The sequence below is a fragment of the Erythrobacter sp. 3-20A1M genome (genome assembly GCF_018636735.1).
Lineage (GTDB): Bacteria > Pseudomonadota > Alphaproteobacteria > Sphingomonadales > Sphingomonadaceae > Alteriqipengyuania.
Genome location: NZ_CP045200.1, coordinates 1077101 through 1092657 on the forward strand (window position 1 = coordinate 1077101; position 15557 = coordinate 1092657).

A 15557-nucleotide genomic window follows, 5' to 3' on the forward strand; every position below is an offset into this window, starting at 1 on the left:
CTCTGCCTAAGGCTGATAAGACGGGCCTTGCGGCACCGTTGCGGGAGCGCTCGGATCCTCCGAAATGTGCGGGTTCGGAATGACCGCCGAAGGCATCGTCTGCCCGTTCGCGCCGACCGGAGGCGATGCGTAGGTTCCGTCGTTCTCCTCCACCACATCGGGCATATCGCGGCCATCGTCGAGCACCAGGCTGTCGAGGGGATCGACCAGGGGACGCAGCGGCAGGCCAGCAAGGTCAGACAGGGCCGGATCGTAGGCCAGCGGATCGTAGGGCGCGACATCGGCCCCGAACTGCGCGACATCGAGCAGACCCGCCTCGGCGAGCGCGAGGACGGTCGCCGCGTAGCCGTTCGCCGCCGAACCGATCGCGGCGACGCGCGATTCCAGCAGGTCGTTGGTCGCAATCAGAACGTCGCGCGAGGTGCGCGTGCCCGCCTGCTCCTGCCGACGCACACCTTCCAGCGCCCGTTGCGCCGCGAGGATGGAGTTCTCGTAGATCGGGGTCGCCGAGGTGGCGGCCTCTGCCTGCGCCCAGCGCGCCCCGATGGTACTGCGCACCGATCGCCGCGCCTGCTCGACATCGAAAATATCCGCCTCGTTCAGCTCGCGCGCTTCGCGCACGCGCGATGTCAGCGCACCGCCGGTATAAAGCGGCATACGGACTGACACGCCCACGAAAAAGGCCTGCGATCGCGACAGGTCGCTGAATTGCGACAGGGGCGAACGCTGCGCCGACGCCGTACCGGAAATTACCGGCCCCCTCTCCGCCCGGCGGAGTGCCAGCGTCTCGCGCGAGGCGAGCTCGTTGTACCGCGAGGCGAGGATTTGCGGGCTGTGCTGTTCGGCCAGGGCGTAGAGCGGTTGCAGCCCCGGCAGTTCCGGCGGCATGGGCAGCGGGGCCAGGTCGGTGGGGTAATTGCCGACCAGCCGACGGTAATTCGCCGCGCTTCCCTGTAGCGAAGCGAGCGCTTCGCGCGCCTGCGCCAAGGCGACCTGTCGGCGATTGTCGGTCTGTTCGAGATCGCTGATCGTCACGTCGCGCAAGCGCAGGCGTTCCGATGTCGTTGCGAACTGTTCGTCCAGCAGCTGCGCGATCTGCGTCCGCACGCGATAGATCGCCAGATCGCGCTGCACCGCGACGTAGGCGATCACCACATCGGCGATCATATTCTGTTCGGTGAAACGCAACTGTTCGAGCGACGCGAGCCGCCCCGCTTCGGCCGAATTGAGATTGGCGGCGAGCTGGCCCGACGTGAAGAGAGGCTGATCGAGCGTCACCTCGTATGTGTGCGTGGCCCCGTCGCGTTCGCCGCCAAACACGCCATTCGTGCGCTCCGCGGCATAGACATAGCTGCCGCTGGCAGAGATCTGGGGGCCAAATTGCGCCTTAGCCTGCGTGACGACCTCGTCCGACGCGCGGGTGCGCGCGCGCTGAGCCTCCAGCTCCGGGTTGCTCTGATACGCTTTCGCCAGCGCGTCTGCGAGCGTTTCGGCGTGAAGCGGGGCTGCGACCAGGGCGACGGTCAGCAACAAACCCCGCCGGATCGCTCGCCTTGTTATACTGGGCATGGTCCCCCCGACACGTGCATGGTTAACTCTGTTTAAGTATATACCAGCTAGGTCGCTGGTCGAAAGTTCTTCGAAGCGGGTGATTCGATCTTATGCACGGCGTAAACGCACCCTCGCCTAAGAGAAGCTGGCAGAGGCCGAAAGTGCGGATTATTTGAGGATGACACTCGGCAAGGAACTGAAACAGGCTTTGCGGCCGCTGCGGCCCGCGCTGGTGCCGATCGTCCTCATCAGCGCGGTCTTGAACGTGCTGATGCTGGGCGGCTCGTTCTTCATGCTGTTGGTCTATGACGAGGTTCTGCCGAGCCGCAGCGTACCGACTCTCATAGGCCTGCTCGGGATCATCATCGTGGTCTATCTGTTCCTGGGCGGGCTAGACTACATCCGCTCTCGGATCATGGTGCAACTGGGCACGCTGGCCTCAAGCCGCCTGAGCAAGCGGGTGCTGGATTTGGTATCGCGCTACGAACTGTCGGTCGGCCCCCTGCGCAATGCCAGCCAGCCGATCCGCGACCTCGACCAGATTCGCAGTTTCCTCTCGAGTGCCGGTCCGCTCGCGTTTCTCGACCTGCCTTGGGTGCTCCTCTTCCTGGGGGTCCTGTTCCTGTTCCACTGGAGCCTTGGGCTGCTGGCCCTGTTCGGCGTGATAACCCTCGTCATCCTGATGATCGCGACCGACCGCATGACCTCGCGCCGGGTGCGGGAAGTGGCCGAACTTTCCGCCAGCCGGTACACCGCCGCGGAAAATATTAGGCGGGGTTCCGAAACGCTGCAGGCCATGGGCATGATGCGCAACCAGGAGCGCGGCTGGCTCGAACTGGAGCGCGACAATACGGTGCTCAGCGACAAGCTGGCCCGCACCTCCGGCGGGATGACCAGCCTGACCAAGGGGCTGCGGATGTTTCTCCAGTCGCTTGTCCTAGCGCTCGGTGCCTATCTGGTGATCCAGGGGGAGGCGACCGGAGGTATCATCATTGCCGGCTCGATCCTGTCGGCACGGGCGCTCGCTCCTATCGAACAGACCATCGCCCAGTGGAAAAGCGCGGTCAGCAGCGTGCAGGCCCTGCGGCGGCTGGGCGGCATGTTCGACCAGGTGCCCGAGCGGACGGACCCGACTCCACTGCCCCTGCCGACCGAAAAGCTGGAAGTGATCTCGCTGGTTTCCGGCCCGCCGGGGATGAAGAAGGTCACGATCGGCAATATCAGCTTCTCGCTGCAGAAGGGGGACGCACTGGCGGTCGTCGGCCGCAGCGGGTCCGGCAAATCCTCGCTCGTCAGGGCGATTTGCGGAATCTGGCCCGCTTTGCAGGGACACATCCGGCTGGACGGCGCGACTCTCGACCAGTGGGCACCCGAAACGCTGGGAAGCACGATCGGTTATGTCCCGCAATCGATCGACATGTTTCCGGGTACCGTGGCGCAGAATATCTCCCGGTTCGAGCCTGATGCCGCGATGGAAGATATTCTCGCCGCGGCCCGCGAGGCCGGATTGCACGATTTCATCGTCCGGCTCGACGGCGGTTACGATCACATGCTCGGCCCCCAAGGCGGCACGCTTTCGGCGGGGCAGATGCAAAGGCTCGCACTGGCCCGCGCGCTCTACAAGAACCCCTTCCTGCTGGTGCTGGACGAACCCAACAGCAATCTGGATGCCGACGGCGAACGCGCGCTCGTCGCGGCGATAGAGGGTGCCCGGGCGCGCGGCGCTATCGTGATCGTCGTCGCCCACCGGCCCAGCATTCTGACCTACATGAGCCACGTATTGGTGATGAATGCCGGCCGGCTCGAGCGGTTCAGCACGACCGAAGAATCGCAGTTCAACGTCCGCAAGATTTCGGCCAACGAAAAGCAGCTGAGAGGCCAGGCATGAACGAGCTGGTGACCCGCCCCACGCAGAGCACGGCGCTGTCGACCTATTCGCAGTTCGTCGAGGAGACGACGCAGCCGCAACTGCAACGCACCATTCGCATCGGCCTGATCGCGATCGCGGTGCTGGTATTCGGGTTGGGCGGCATGGCCGCCTTCATTCCGATGACCGGCGCGGTGATCGCCAGCGGCGCGGTCGCGGTAGAAGGATCGGTGAAACACATCGGCCATCCCTTCGGCGGAGTGGTGTCCGATATCCTTGTCGCCGATGGCGACCGGGTCGAGAAGAACCAGCCGCTGCTGCGGCTCGATACCACCGTCAGCGGCGCGACCTCCGACCTTGCGGGACAGAGCGTCGACCAATTGCTGGCGCTCGAAGCGCGGTTGAAGGCGGAACGCGACGGAACCGGGCTGGTCTTCCCCGCCGAGCTTACCAGTCGCGCGGACGACCCGGAAGTCGCCGCCATCATGCGCAACGAGCGGCGCAATTTCCAGGTCGGACGCGAATCGCGGGGGCGCAGGTCGCGCAGTTGAGCCAACGCAGCCGACAGGCCGCCGCCGATATTCAGGCCTATCGCAGCCAGCTCAACTCCTATGCCCGCCAGTCCGCCCTGATCGACGAGGAACTGGAACAGACTCGCGAGCTCTATCGCGACAAGCTGACGACGCTGGACCGGCTCAACGCGCTGGAACGGTCCGCCGCCAGCCTCGATGCGAATCGGCAGACTGCCTCGGCCAACATCCAGCAAGCACAGGCGCGGATCAGCGAATTCCGGGCACAGGCGGGCACTGTCGGAGCCACGGACAAGAGTGCGGCGGCCGAGGAACTCGTTCGGGTCCAGTCGGCGCTCGCCGATCTCAAGAAGCAGAAGGTGGCGGCGGACGACACGCTCGACCGCACGGTGATCCGCGCGCCGGAAGCGGGAATCGTCGACAAGATGTCGGTGAAGACCATCGGCGCGGTCATCCCGGCAGGCGAAACCCTGCTGGAGATCGTGCCCGATGCCGACGATCTGACCGTCCAGGCCCGCATCCTGCCGAACGATATCGACCAGATCGATGAGGGGCAGAAGGCCGTCCTGCTGTTCAGCGGACTGAACCGACAGACAACCCCGGAGATCGAGGGCGTGGTGTCCTTCGTTTCTCCGGACAGCGCGACCGACGATGCAGGCCACACCTTCTATCGCGTGACGATCGAAATCCCCGAAGACCAGCTGCGCAGGCTGGGCAATGTGAAGCTGCGAGTCGGGATGCCGGTGGAGGCGTTCATCCAGACCAACGAGCGCACGATGCTGAGCTTTTTCCTGCGCCCCTTGACGGATCAGCTGCGGCGCTCTTTCCGCTCCAATTGAAGTACATGGTTACGCTCGAGTAAATCTTAAGCCGCGTAACCGGGCGCGCGATAGCCCCGATCATCGGATTCGCGGCGATTCCCGCAATCGCCGCTGACTGTGTGTCTGCTCGAGCAGGCGTCACGCGTTAACCCTAGCTTTTGGGCCGTCGTTACAAATCGCGGGGTATTCAAGAGCCTGAATCGAAACAGGGGCGACCGTCCTCAAAGGGACCGGTCCGGTCGACACCAGGAGCTTGAAATGACCGACTTTTACGTGGGCGATACGAAACAGCTGGAACAGGCGATTGCAAACTCGTCGCCCGGTGACACGATATACCTTGCGCCGGGCAGGTACGATAACGTGTCCATCAAGGACATCCAGCAGGCGGGTCTTCGCATCACCTCGCTCGATCCAAACGATCCGGCAACGATTACCAGCATGTCGATCAAGAGCGCGTCTGGCATCGACTTCTCCAACATCGACTTTCACGCCGTCGAGGGTGGGAACAATGTCTTCCTGCTCTACGCGACCGACGACATAAGCTTCGATCATATCACGGTGCACGGCCCCGCCGGCCTGGGTTCGGCGCAGGAATCCTCAGCATTCATGATTCGCGAAAGCACGAATGTCAGCGTTACCAATTCCGAATTCTACGATCTCCAGCACGCACTCAAATTGCTAGACGTGACCGGCGCGGTAATCGACGGCAACAGCTTTCACGACATCCGCACCGACGGCATCCGGGGCGGCGGCGTCTCCGAAGCCGTCATCTCGAACAACCACTTCACCAATTTCAATCCCGCGGAAAACGACCATCCGGACGGTATCCAGCTGTGGTCGACCCATCAGGACACCGCCGCGCACGATATCACCATCACCGGCAATGTGGTGGTGCGCGGCGACGGCGACCCGATCCAGGGTATCTTCATCCGCGATACGCACAAGGAACTGCCGTTCGAGAATGTGACGATCACGGACAATATCGTCCTTGGCGGTCTGTACAACGGCATCGCCATCGGAGGCGTCGTGGGCGGCACACTGTCGGACAACATCGTCGCGGGATATCCGGACCAGCGTTCCTGGATTCGCGTCAACCGCGAGAAGGACTTCACGATCGTCGATAACGAGGCGACCAGATATTCCTTCGACGATCGGGATAGTCCGCATTTTGACCATAACACCCTGTTGCCGGAAGGCGCCGATTACGCCTCGATGGCGGATGCGGTTCCGCCCGGGTCCAGCGCCGCGGAGTACATTGCCGCGTTCGAGAGCGGGCAAGCTCCGGCTCCCGCGCCCGAACCGACCCCCGAGCCAACTCCTGCGCCGGAACCCGACAACGCACCGGATCCGGGCTCGATCCACATTCCCACCCCCCAACCCGATACGGACGTGCCGCTTGAGTCCGATGGGAAGGGACCTGCTGGCGAAGGCACCGTGGATGTGCCTGTAGATGGCGGTCCGTCGTTCGTGGATATCCATGGGACGGACGCCGGAGAGTCGCTTTTCGGTACCTATGCGAGAACGGCCAATGATCGCATCATGGGTGGGGACGGCGACGATTCGCTCTTCGGTCGCGATGGCGACGACTTCCTGATCGGCGGCAACGGCTCGGATCTTCTGCGAGGCGGAGAGGGTGCCGACACGCTTACCGGGGGGGCGGGCAACGACCGATTCGCCTTCCTCGATGGCGATCTGACGCGCGACGCCTACGATACGATCACGGATTTCACGACCGGAGAAGATCGGCTCAATTTCAAGGCGATGGATGCCAACGCCCTGATGTCAGGAAACCAGAACTTCACCTTCATCGGTGCCGCGGCTTTCACTGGCCGCGCGGGTGAATTGAATTACACCGATCACGCGGACGGTCTGCTCATGGGCGGAGACCTAGACGGCGATGGTGTCGCCGATTTCTTCCTCAAGCTCGAAGGCGTGCACACGTTGAGCAAGGCCGATATGTGGCTGTGAAGGCCCACTCGACAGATTTACTGATGCGATTGCGCCGGGTGTCATACCCGGCGCAATTGTTTATCGGGACTGCAGCAGCTTTTTAAGAACTGGGCCGCGGTATTCGGCAAAGCCAGGCTTCGTCGCGACCCATTGCTGAATTCGCGCACCGAGGTCGCTAGACGTCGGTTCGGTTTCGCGATTCTCGCTCTGTTCGATGCGGCCGACATTATCGCGAATGACATATTTAGACGCGCGATTGCCCGTCATTCGCACATCGCCCGAATTGCCTATCCGGATCCAGCTCTTTCGATCGGGATAGGCGATAACCTCGTTATCTCTCATCACGCCGCCGCGAACACCTCCCATGGCGATCCCATTATAGAGACTGCCGATCACCAGATTTCCGGACACCTCGACATTCTCGAACGGCATCTTCTTCTTCGTGTCGCGGATGAAGACCCCTTGCGTCGGCCCGCCCTCGCCCCGCACCACCAGATTGTCGCGGATGACGATGTTGCGCCCGGGTTCGTCCTGATGCGTCGACCACAGCTGTATCCCGTCGGGATGGTCCTTCGGCGCGGGATGATAGCCCGTCATCACGTTGTTCTCGATAATCGCATCGCTCACGCCGCCGCCCCGAATCGCGTCGGTCTGAAGATTATCGAATTCATTCTGGGCGATGATCAGGTTCTTCAGGTCGAGCATCGCCAATCCGTGCCGGAAGAATGCGAAATTGCTTCGCAGGAACCGGATATTGCTGGAACTGCGCAGCATGACTGCTGGGCCGATGCTCCGGTTGATTCGGTCGCCTGCCCCGCGAAAGGTCAGATTTCTGAATTCGACGTCCTGACAATTAAGCGCCAGCAAGGCGTAACGCTCTGAAACACCTTCGTCCGGGATGATCGAAAGGTGGGAAAGTGTCAGGCCGGAAACGTCGCGCAATGACAGGCGCGAGAAAATCGCGGGGTTGGCGGGATCAGCGGACATAATCGTAACGTTGCCGTTCTTGCGGATGTCTTTCAGCGAAACCGCCGGATAGCGGCCGCTGGAGATACGGATCACGCTTCCCGGCGTCGCACTCGCGACCGCCCGTTCCAATTGCGCGACCGAGGATACGACCGTTTCGCCCACGCTTTCGGACGCCTGGTCGTTGGCTTGCGCTGCGGGCTGTCCGCAGGCCGCACTTGCGAGAAGGAGGCCCATCGCGATCGCGATGCGGCGTGTGGTGCTCTTGGCGAAGGTCGGCATGGTTGAATTCCTCACTCGCGGCGGGTGCTCGCACAGGTGTGAACCGAAGCTGGCGGCAGCGTATATTGCCGCAGAGTGTGGGCATTCCACCCGCGCCCGGCAAGCCCGGTTATCGGACGGGGCGTGTTACGGGACCGACACGCACGCCCCGTCAGCGGGTCAGCGCCTCAGTCGAGCGGGAGTCCGAAGGTCGCACGCAGAACCGCCCGCGCCTGCGCCGGCTGCCGCCGCGCCACCCGTCGCGCTAGAATTGCAAGGTTCTGCGCAAAATAGAGCGGCAGCAATGCCGGGAAGTGCTTGCGGCAGAAGATCATCTTGCTGCGGATATGATGGTACTCCGACAGCGGAGACCGCGCGCGGCGCGACAACCGACTGGCGGAACCGGCGGATGCCCCTTCCTTGTGATAGACGACCGCCTGGTCGGCGAAGCCCGTCTGGTGACGGCCCCGGGCCCGCATCGCCCAGTCGATTTCCTCGTAATAGAGGAAGAAGCGCTCTTCGAGCAGTCCCACATCCTCCACAAAGTCGCGTGTGACCGCTAGCGAGGCACCGCATACGAAGTCGCTCTGGGCGATAACGGCATCGCGATCGAACGGGCCGTCGATCGGCGACCCACCCCCAATGCCAGCCGCAGCGCCGGTCCATTTGTCGAAGCGCATTCCGTTCAGCAACTGATGGCGATCGCGGTCGTGATACAGCCGGATCGGGGTGCCGAGCATGGCATGTTGGGGGGCGCTGACGAATGCTTCCCGCAGCTTCCTAACAGTGTCGGCCTCGACGATGGTATCGTTGTTCAACAGCCAGAGAATGTCGATTTCGGGATTGTTGAGCGCCAGTTCGAGCCCGCGATTGTTCCCCCCCGCGAAGCCGAGATTACCTCCGGTTTCGATCACCGTGAGGGGCTTCCGGACGCCTTCCTGCAACTCGTCCGGCCCCAGCACTTCATACGCGATCGGTCGCTCGATTCGATCGTAGGCCTCGTTCGCATGCGCAGGGTTGGCGACCGGAACGCTCCCCTCCCCGTCAGCCCATGCCGTTATCCTGTCCACCGACCCATCGCCCGAGGCATTGTCGGCGACGATCACGTAAGGGATGGTGTCACCGGAAAACAGAGAGGCCAGACATTCGATCGTGTCGTGCGCCCCCCGATAGTTGACCAGTATGACCGCCATTCCGGGGTCACGGGTGCTCGATACCATCACCATTATCGCAAACGCCTTTCCTACAGATAACCATATAGGTTACGCCCCGCGTCGTTGCTCATATGCACTAACCGCAGGAGGTTTTTGATGACAGACCGTTTTGGAAATTATGGTGATTCGGTAACCGCCCCGGCGCGACAGGCTTTCGCGATCACGCCAAGTGACGAAGAAGCGCTTCCACTCTTGCCCAAGGCGTTGCTGATCGGACAGCCTGGCACGGTCGTGTTGCGCGCCACCGACAGCGATCACGACGTGGCCGTCACGGCCCAGGCGGGGCAATTGTTGCCCATCCGGGCCAGTCATGTTCGCGCCAACGGCACCACTGCCGGAACCATCGTGGGGCTCGCGTGAGCATGGTGCTGGACTGCAGCTTGAACACGGCGGCCCTCCATAGACCTGGAGGTGGGCCGCCCCCGCCCCCCAAGCCCGATCGTCCCGATTTCTCGAGCACCGGCCTACTGCCGGCGTTTCTCTACCATCCCGACAGCGAGGAAACGACCAAATCGGGCGACCGCATAACCCGGGTCGTCGCCGCGCCCGGTTCCCCCGATCTTCTTACGACCGGAACCGGCCCGGTAGAGAGAATCGACGGTGCCGGTACGAAGTGCTGGCGGTTCGAGGACGGGGCAAGCCTGGACCTGCCTGACAGCTTCACCGTGACGCCCAGATCCTTCACCCTATTCATTGTCGGACGGCACCACGAACGCACCAATAGCTGCAGCTTCTTCTCCACGAAGTATCAGAGCGACGGGGTTACTCGCGCGAATACGCTGGGCGCGCTGTTCGCAACCACCGGATCGGGCGGCGCGGCTCCATGGCTTCGCTGTACCAACAGGGCAGGATATAATGCGACCACAAACGCCGCCCATATGGCCGCGGGATCGCAACTGGCATGCTTCGGCGTGGCTTCCCGGACTGGCGGTAATGGGGGCCTGCTCTATTATATGAACGGAGTCCGGGGCGCGGATTCCGCCTCAGGGTCCACCCATACCGATTGCAAAGGGGGGCGCTTCGGCGGGTATGCCTATAATGATTCGAACCTGTCGGGGTTCGACCTCTATTGCGCCGTCCTCTTCACCGGAGAACTGAGCACGGAACAGGCGGACAGCGTCTCAAGGGTGCTGATGGATTTCTATTCCTTAACGCCTCTCGTCAGAAATCTCATTCTCGAAGGCGACAGCATTACCGCCGGGGGCTCGGAGATACCGACCGGCGACAACACGGCCATGGCGCTTACCGAACCGGGGATGGGATTGGTTGCTGGCAACGTGCGGGTCATCAACATGGCGATCGCCGGAGCCATGACGAGCGATGCGGTAAACCGTCGCGACACCGCCAATGGGTGGCCCTCTGCCAAGCTGGGCGACCGGGTGGGCGACAATATCCTGGCATTCCAGGTCGGGCGTAACGACACCTCTTCCGGCGGACTTTCGCCCGAACAGACGTATCAGGCCATCCTTTCCTATTGGAATGCGAACTCAAACGGGGTGGTCGCTCGCGGCTGGCGCCCATACCAGATGGCGAATATCGCGTGCGATGCGGGAGAGACGTCGGTCGACCTGCATGACCGCATTCTCGACAGCTTCTCTACCGATGTCTTGGGTGGAACCGCTATCGATCTGCAACGCATCCGCGATAGCGGCGGCGGGCACGGCGATGATTTTGCGCCCTTCGCCTTCGACGCGCAAAACGCCACCTACTTCCAAACCGTCGGCGGCGTACTCGATACCACCCACCCGAGTATCTACGGCACGAAGGTCATGGCGAGCGGTGGCGACACGCCGCAGTACGGCTACGCGGCGATCGCGTAGGCGCGTTCACGCCTTCTCTTCTATCCACTCCCGGAGATAGGCGATCAGATCGCTCGGGTCCGTGGTCGCGCGCAAGGGTTCGCGGCCACGCACCCGCTCGAGCGCCTGCGCGAACTCCTCAGGGGTATCGGCAGTTTCCAGCAGCCCGCGCTGGCGGAAGGTTTCCGTGATTTCCGCCTGGTGGTTGTCGTAATGCTCGCCCTGCTCGAACCGGCGCGGGACGGCGATCACGCGGCACCCGGCCCGCAACGCGGTGATGAGCGAACCCGTACCGCCATGGCAGACAACCAGGTCGGCCTTGTCCAGCAGGCTCCTGACCTCGTCGAAGGGCAGCGTCTCGACACAGCGCAAATTCTCATCGTCGCTCTCGCAGTCCGCACCCTTCCCGACCTGCAGCACGATGCGTTCGGGGATCTGCCCCTTGGCTCGTGCGCCCCGGACGAGATCGACCAGGCGGGGAAAGGGCAGGGTCGCACCCACCGTCGCGAACATCAGCGGTTCCTTGGCAGGGCGCGGCGTATCGATCATCTTGAACGGATCGAAGGCGAGCGCGCCCTTCCACTTCTCGGCAGATCGCTTCGACTGGGCGATGCGCAGATCGGCCAGCGGTGCGGCGAGCCGCGCGAAGGCCGATGGTTCCTCGAACCGGGCAAAAGAATCGACCAGGATCGTGCGCGCGCCCAACAGCTTGGCCCACATCATGACGAAGATCATCGATCCCGCTCCGGTGGTGATCACGACATCGGGCCGCGTTCGCCGGATGATGGAAAACGAAGTACCGATGCTACGCAGCGCGCCCATCAGCATCGCCAGCGGATTGCCCAGCTTCGCCTGGCCGAGCGCGACATGGGGCACGAAATAGCATTCGCGATCTGCCGCGATCGATTCTCCAAGCGCGGTATCCTCGGTCACGAAGAAGCTGCGATAGTCGCGCCATAACGGCTCGAGATCCAGCAGCTGGCGCACATGGCCGCCACCCGAAGCGGCCAAGCACAGTCTGAGACTGCTGCCTACGGGCTCTTCGCCGGATGCACGTGAAATCTGCGATCGCATCTTGACCCCTGTCCCGCTCCGAACCGCTTAGGCAAAAAGCTGTTCATTCTCCGGCCAATCTTGCTAGGGAAGCGGCTCTTTACTCGTGCGGTCCAGCTTCCATCGCAACCTTCGCAATGCGGCGCAATACAGGCTGTTGGAGAATTATATGCGTTTCGTCCGACTAACCCCTGCAATCATGATACTGGGCCTGCTCAGCGCCTGCGGATCCGACGCCGAACCGGAGGGGCAGGTGGCCGCGACGATGGACGGGCAAGAGATCACCCAGACGCAGGTGAATGCCGAAATGGCCGGATTCGGCCAAGTCGATCCCAGCCAGCGGCAGGCAGCGGCGAACCAGGCACTCGACCAGATCCTCGGCCGGGTCGCACTGGCCGACGAAGCGCGGGAGCGCGGGCTCGACAAGACGCCGGCTGGTGCGATCGAGTTGCAAAAGGCGCAGGACGTCGCGCTCATCAACATGCTGCGGCAGGATATCCGGGACAAGGTTCCCAAACCCTCCGCGGACGAGGCGCAGCAGTTCGTGTCGGACAATCCGGGCATGTTCCAGAACCGCTTCGTGACGATCGTGGAGCAGCTGGTCGTGCCGCAGATTTCACCCGACCTTGTGAAGAAGATGGAGCCTATCGACGATCTGCCCGGCATCAAGGCGTTGCTCGACTCTAACGGAGTGACCTATCGTACGACCATGGGGGCGGTGGATTCCGTCACTCTGGCGCCGGAGGTGGTCAAGGCGATCTCCGGCATGGGCGTCGGCGCGGTCTATATCATGCCGCAGGGGAACGGCGTGCGGATCAACGCCATTCGGTCGCGTCAGACGATTCCGATCACCGGTGCCGATGCGACGAAGCTCGCCAGCGAGATGGTGTTCGAACAACGCGTCAACGGCCAGACGGCGAACGCGTTCGGGAAGGCCGTCGAAAGTCGCAAAGGCGACGTGAAGTACGCGAAGGAATTCCAGCCGCCCAAGACCAAGCCGGGCGCGACGTCCGCATCTGCGGCAAACGCTCCCGCCGGCGCTGCCGGTTCTACCAACACCCCCTGATCGCTGACCATCGTACAATCGCCAAACCAGTCGGAGATCCGATGAGCCAGGATAACACGACCATCCGGGTTGGACTGCTGTGGCATTCCCTCCGGGCGGGCAATCTCGGGATCGGGGCGTTGACCCTCGCCAACATGGCCATCGTGCAAGACGTGGCGCGGGATTTGGGGGTGACGGTCCGCTTCGTGGTCGTTTCGATGCGCGAAGCGTTCACCGAATCGATCGCTCCCGGTGTCGAGCAGTTCGAGATCGATACGCGCACCCTGTTGAAGCCGGACGGCTATGCGCGCCTGCTGGATCGGCTCGACTGCGTCATCGACATCGGGGCCGGGGACAGCTTTGCCGACATATACGGCGCGAAGCGGTTCGCTTTCCTGTGGCTGTCGAAATTCATCGCCTTGCGGAAAAGAAAGCCCCTCATCTTCGCCCCGCAGACGATCGGCCCCTTCACCAAGCCTGCGTACAAGCCCTTCGCTAGCAAGGTCATGCGCGATGCCGCGGCAGTGGTGGCCAGAGACCCGACCTCGCTGCAGGCGATCAACGACATCGCGCCGGGCGCCGACGCCCATCTGGCCGTCGACGTCGCCTTCATGCTGCCGTTCGAGGATCGCTCGCACGAGCGGAGACCGGACAAGGTCCGGGTCGGTATCAACGCCTCGGGCCTGCTGTGCGAACAGGCCGAAAGCGGTCAGAATCGGTTCGGGCTTTCCTATGATTACCTTGCACTGCAACGCCGGCTTATCGCGCACTGGCAAGAGGCCGACGGGGTGGAAGTCCACCTGATCACCCACGCCAACAGCGCCGGGGACAAGCGGGACGACGACGGCCACCGTGCCGATCTCTTGGCGAAGGAGTTCCCGGGGACCGTCCGCGTGCCGAATTTCGCTGGGCCGAGCGAGGCGAAGAGTTACATATCCGGCCTCGACTTTCTGGTGGCCGGACGCATGCATGCCTGCATTGGCGCATTCTCTTCGCTGACGCCGGTCGTTCCCATCGCCTATAGTCGCAAGTTCAGCGGGTTGTTCGATCTTTTGGGCTATCCCTGGTATACCCCGGTGACCGGGATAGACGAAGACGCAGCGTTCGCTTTCGTGCTCGACGCCTTTGCCCGGCGCGACACGTTGCGAGCGGACGAACAGGCCGGGCTCGCGAAGGTCGACGCGCTGATGGACGGCTACAGGGATGTGCTGGGCCGCGAGTTCGCGGCACTGGTGCCTGCCGCCTGATGAAGACGTCCCCGGCCTTGCAACGGGTGGAGAAGGGTTCGCTCTGTTCCGGCTGCGGCTTGTGCGCGGGGGTGAGCGATGGGGCCATTGCCATGATCACGCGGGCCCCCGGTTACAGCCGGCCGTTGCAGACCGCCCCAATCCCGGACAAGACCGAAGCGATCATTCGCGAATGTTGTCCAGGTCTTGAAATCGCCCGCTGGGACGAACCGATCTTCGCCGACACGACCGTCGAGCCATCCTGGGGGCCCTATCGCCGCTGCCTGACCGGCTTCGCCACCGATCCCGAGGTTCGCCACCGCGGCTCATCCGGAGGTGCAATATCGGCGCTTGCCATTCACGCACTGAAGAGCGGACTGGTCGAACGCGTGCTTCACGTCGCACCCGATCCCGCACGCCCGACCCGCAACCTTATCACCATCTCGGATACGCCTGAAGACGTGCTGGCGGGGTCGGGATCGCGCTACGCCGCATCGTCACCACTGGAACGGATCGAGGATCATTTGTCCGGCGGACGGCCGACCGTTTTCATCGGCAAGCCGTGCGATGTTTCCGCGCTGCGACGTCTCGCCAGGAAGGACGAGCGCGTCGATCACGTTTTTCCGATCAAGCTGTCCTTCTTTTGCGGTGGTTTGCCAAGCCATGCCGGGGCCGACCGCATCACCCGGGCCATGGGCCTCGATCCAGAGCGATTGGTCCATTTCCGTTATCGCGGCGAAGGTTGGCCCGGTCTGACGGTTGCGCGCGACGATCAGGGCAATAGCGGGAAAATGCTGTACGAGGATAGCTGGGGTGGGCATCTCTCGAAAGAGGTCCAATTCCGCTGCAAAATTTGCCCCGATGCGGTGGGTGGGACCGCCGATATCGCTTGTGCCGACGCATGGTACGGCGGCGAGAGCGGCTACCCGCAGTTCGAAGAGGCGGACGGGCGCAGCCTCATCATGAGCCGAACGGCTGTCGGGGATGCGTTGCTGGACGCGGTCGTCCAGGCTGGTGCGATGGAAGTTTCTTCGCTCCCGGTTGGCGAGATCGATTTGATGCAGCCGTCACAAGCCCGTCGCAAGCGGCGGGTCGCGGCGCGTACCTTCGCCGCCCGGGCACTGGCGCGACCTGTACCGGCTATGGATGGGCTGTTGGTGGGCAAAGCGGCCACCCGAGAAAAGATCGCAGCGCAGCTCAAGGAAGCGATCGGCACTGCGCGTCGTATCGTAATGAAGCGCACTTGAAACGCACCTAAATAGAACAGGCTGCGC

General features: G+C 62.9%; 13 protein-coding genes. 9 read left to right on the top strand and 4 right to left on the bottom strand.

Annotated elements, in window-relative coordinates; translation table 11 throughout:
- Nucleotides 1-6 precede the first annotated feature (6 nt).
- Entirely contained in the window at nucleotides 7-1530 is a 1524-nt protein-coding gene (locus tag F7D01_RS05345) for a TolC family outer membrane protein (protein ID WP_215229177.1), read from the bottom strand.
- A gap of 199 nt (nucleotides 1531-1729) precedes the next feature.
- On the opposite strand from F7D01_RS05345, the gene F7D01_RS05350 reads away from it, so the two are divergent.
- The 4 genes from F7D01_RS05350 (at nucleotide 1730) to F7D01_RS15410 (ending at nucleotide 6737) form a co-directional block, all read left to right on the top strand.
- Nucleotides 1730-3439 carry a type I secretion system permease/ATPase gene (locus F7D01_RS05350; protein ID WP_215229178.1) on the top strand — a complete coding sequence of 570 codons (1710 nt, stop codon included), beginning with the start codon at nucleotides 1730-1732 and terminating at the stop codon, nucleotides 3437-3439.
- Nucleotides 3436-3969: an HlyD family secretion protein gene (locus F7D01_RS15155; protein ID WP_251567082.1), complete on the top strand. Its 534-nt coding sequence runs from the start codon at nucleotides 3436-3438 to the stop codon at nucleotides 3967-3969. Before F7D01_RS05350 ends, F7D01_RS15155 begins: the two co-directional genes overlap by 4 nt.
- Complete coding sequence (locus tag F7D01_RS05355) at nucleotides 3942-4787, top strand: HlyD family type I secretion periplasmic adaptor subunit (protein ID WP_251567196.1); 846 nt, start codon at nucleotides 3942-3944, stop codon at nucleotides 4785-4787. Before F7D01_RS15155 ends, F7D01_RS05355 begins: the two co-directional genes overlap by 28 nt.
- Before the next feature lie 240 nt (nucleotides 4788-5027).
- Nucleotides 5028-6737, top strand: a complete 1710-nt coding sequence (locus tag F7D01_RS15410; RefSeq protein WP_215229179.1) for a right-handed parallel beta-helix repeat-containing protein — start codon at nucleotides 5028-5030, stop codon at nucleotides 6735-6737.
- 60 nt (nucleotides 6738-6797) lie between these two features.
- Here F7D01_RS15410 and F7D01_RS05365 read toward each other — a convergent pair whose 3' ends face one another.
- The gene (locus tag F7D01_RS05365) at nucleotides 6798-7967 is read right to left on the bottom strand and encodes a right-handed parallel beta-helix repeat-containing protein (RefSeq protein ID WP_215229180.1); all 1170 of its coding nucleotides are present in this window, start codon (nucleotides 7965-7967) and stop codon (nucleotides 6798-6800) included.
- 167 nt (nucleotides 7968-8134) lie between these two features.
- Nucleotides 8135-9166, bottom strand: a complete 1032-nt coding sequence (locus F7D01_RS05370; RefSeq protein ID WP_215229181.1) for a glycosyltransferase family 2 protein — start codon at nucleotides 9164-9166, stop codon at nucleotides 8135-8137.
- Between the two features lie 90 nt (nucleotides 9167-9256).
- On the opposite strand from F7D01_RS05370, the gene F7D01_RS05375 reads away from it, so the two are divergent.
- Together F7D01_RS05375 and F7D01_RS05380 are read left to right on the top strand one after the other, a co-directional pair.
- Nucleotides 9257-9520 (top strand): hypothetical protein, encoded by a 264-nt coding sequence (locus F7D01_RS05375; RefSeq protein WP_215229182.1) that lies wholly within the window; start codon nucleotides 9257-9259, stop codon nucleotides 9518-9520.
- A gap of 20 nt (nucleotides 9521-9540) precedes the next feature.
- Nucleotides 9541-10980: an SGNH/GDSL hydrolase family protein gene (locus F7D01_RS05380; RefSeq protein WP_215229183.1), complete on the top strand. Its 1440-nt coding sequence runs from the start codon at nucleotides 9541-9543 to the stop codon at nucleotides 10978-10980.
- 6 nt (nucleotides 10981-10986) lie between these two features.
- Here the strand turns inward: F7D01_RS05380 and welK are convergent, their stop codons facing one another.
- Nucleotides 10987-12033, bottom strand: coding sequence for a beta-1,4-glucuronosyltransferase WelK (gene welK, locus F7D01_RS05385; RefSeq protein ID WP_215229184.1), 1047 nt, complete (start codon nucleotides 12031-12033; stop codon nucleotides 10987-10989).
- Nucleotides 12034-12181: 148 nt separating this feature from the next.
- On the opposite strand from welK, the gene F7D01_RS05390 reads away from it, so the two are divergent.
- The 3 genes from F7D01_RS05390 to F7D01_RS05400 all read left to right on the top strand — a co-directional run bounded on the left by F7D01_RS05390 (nucleotide 12182) and on the right by F7D01_RS05400 (nucleotide 15530).
- The gene (locus tag F7D01_RS05390; RefSeq protein WP_215229185.1) at nucleotides 12182-13078 is read left to right on the top strand and encodes a hypothetical protein; all 897 of its coding nucleotides are present in this window, start codon (nucleotides 12182-12184) and stop codon (nucleotides 13076-13078) included.
- A 41-nt stretch (nucleotides 13079-13119) separates the two neighbouring features.
- Nucleotides 13120-14304 carry a polysaccharide pyruvyl transferase family protein gene (locus tag F7D01_RS05395; RefSeq protein ID WP_215229186.1) on the top strand — a complete coding sequence of 395 codons (1185 nt, stop codon included), beginning with the start codon at nucleotides 13120-13122 and terminating at the stop codon, nucleotides 14302-14304.
- A gap of 92 nt (nucleotides 14305-14396) precedes the next feature.
- Entirely contained in the window at nucleotides 14397-15530 is a 1134-nt protein-coding gene (locus F7D01_RS05400; protein ID WP_215229187.1) for a Coenzyme F420 hydrogenase/dehydrogenase, beta subunit C-terminal domain, read from the top strand.
- Nucleotides 15531-15557: the final 27 nt, after the last annotated feature.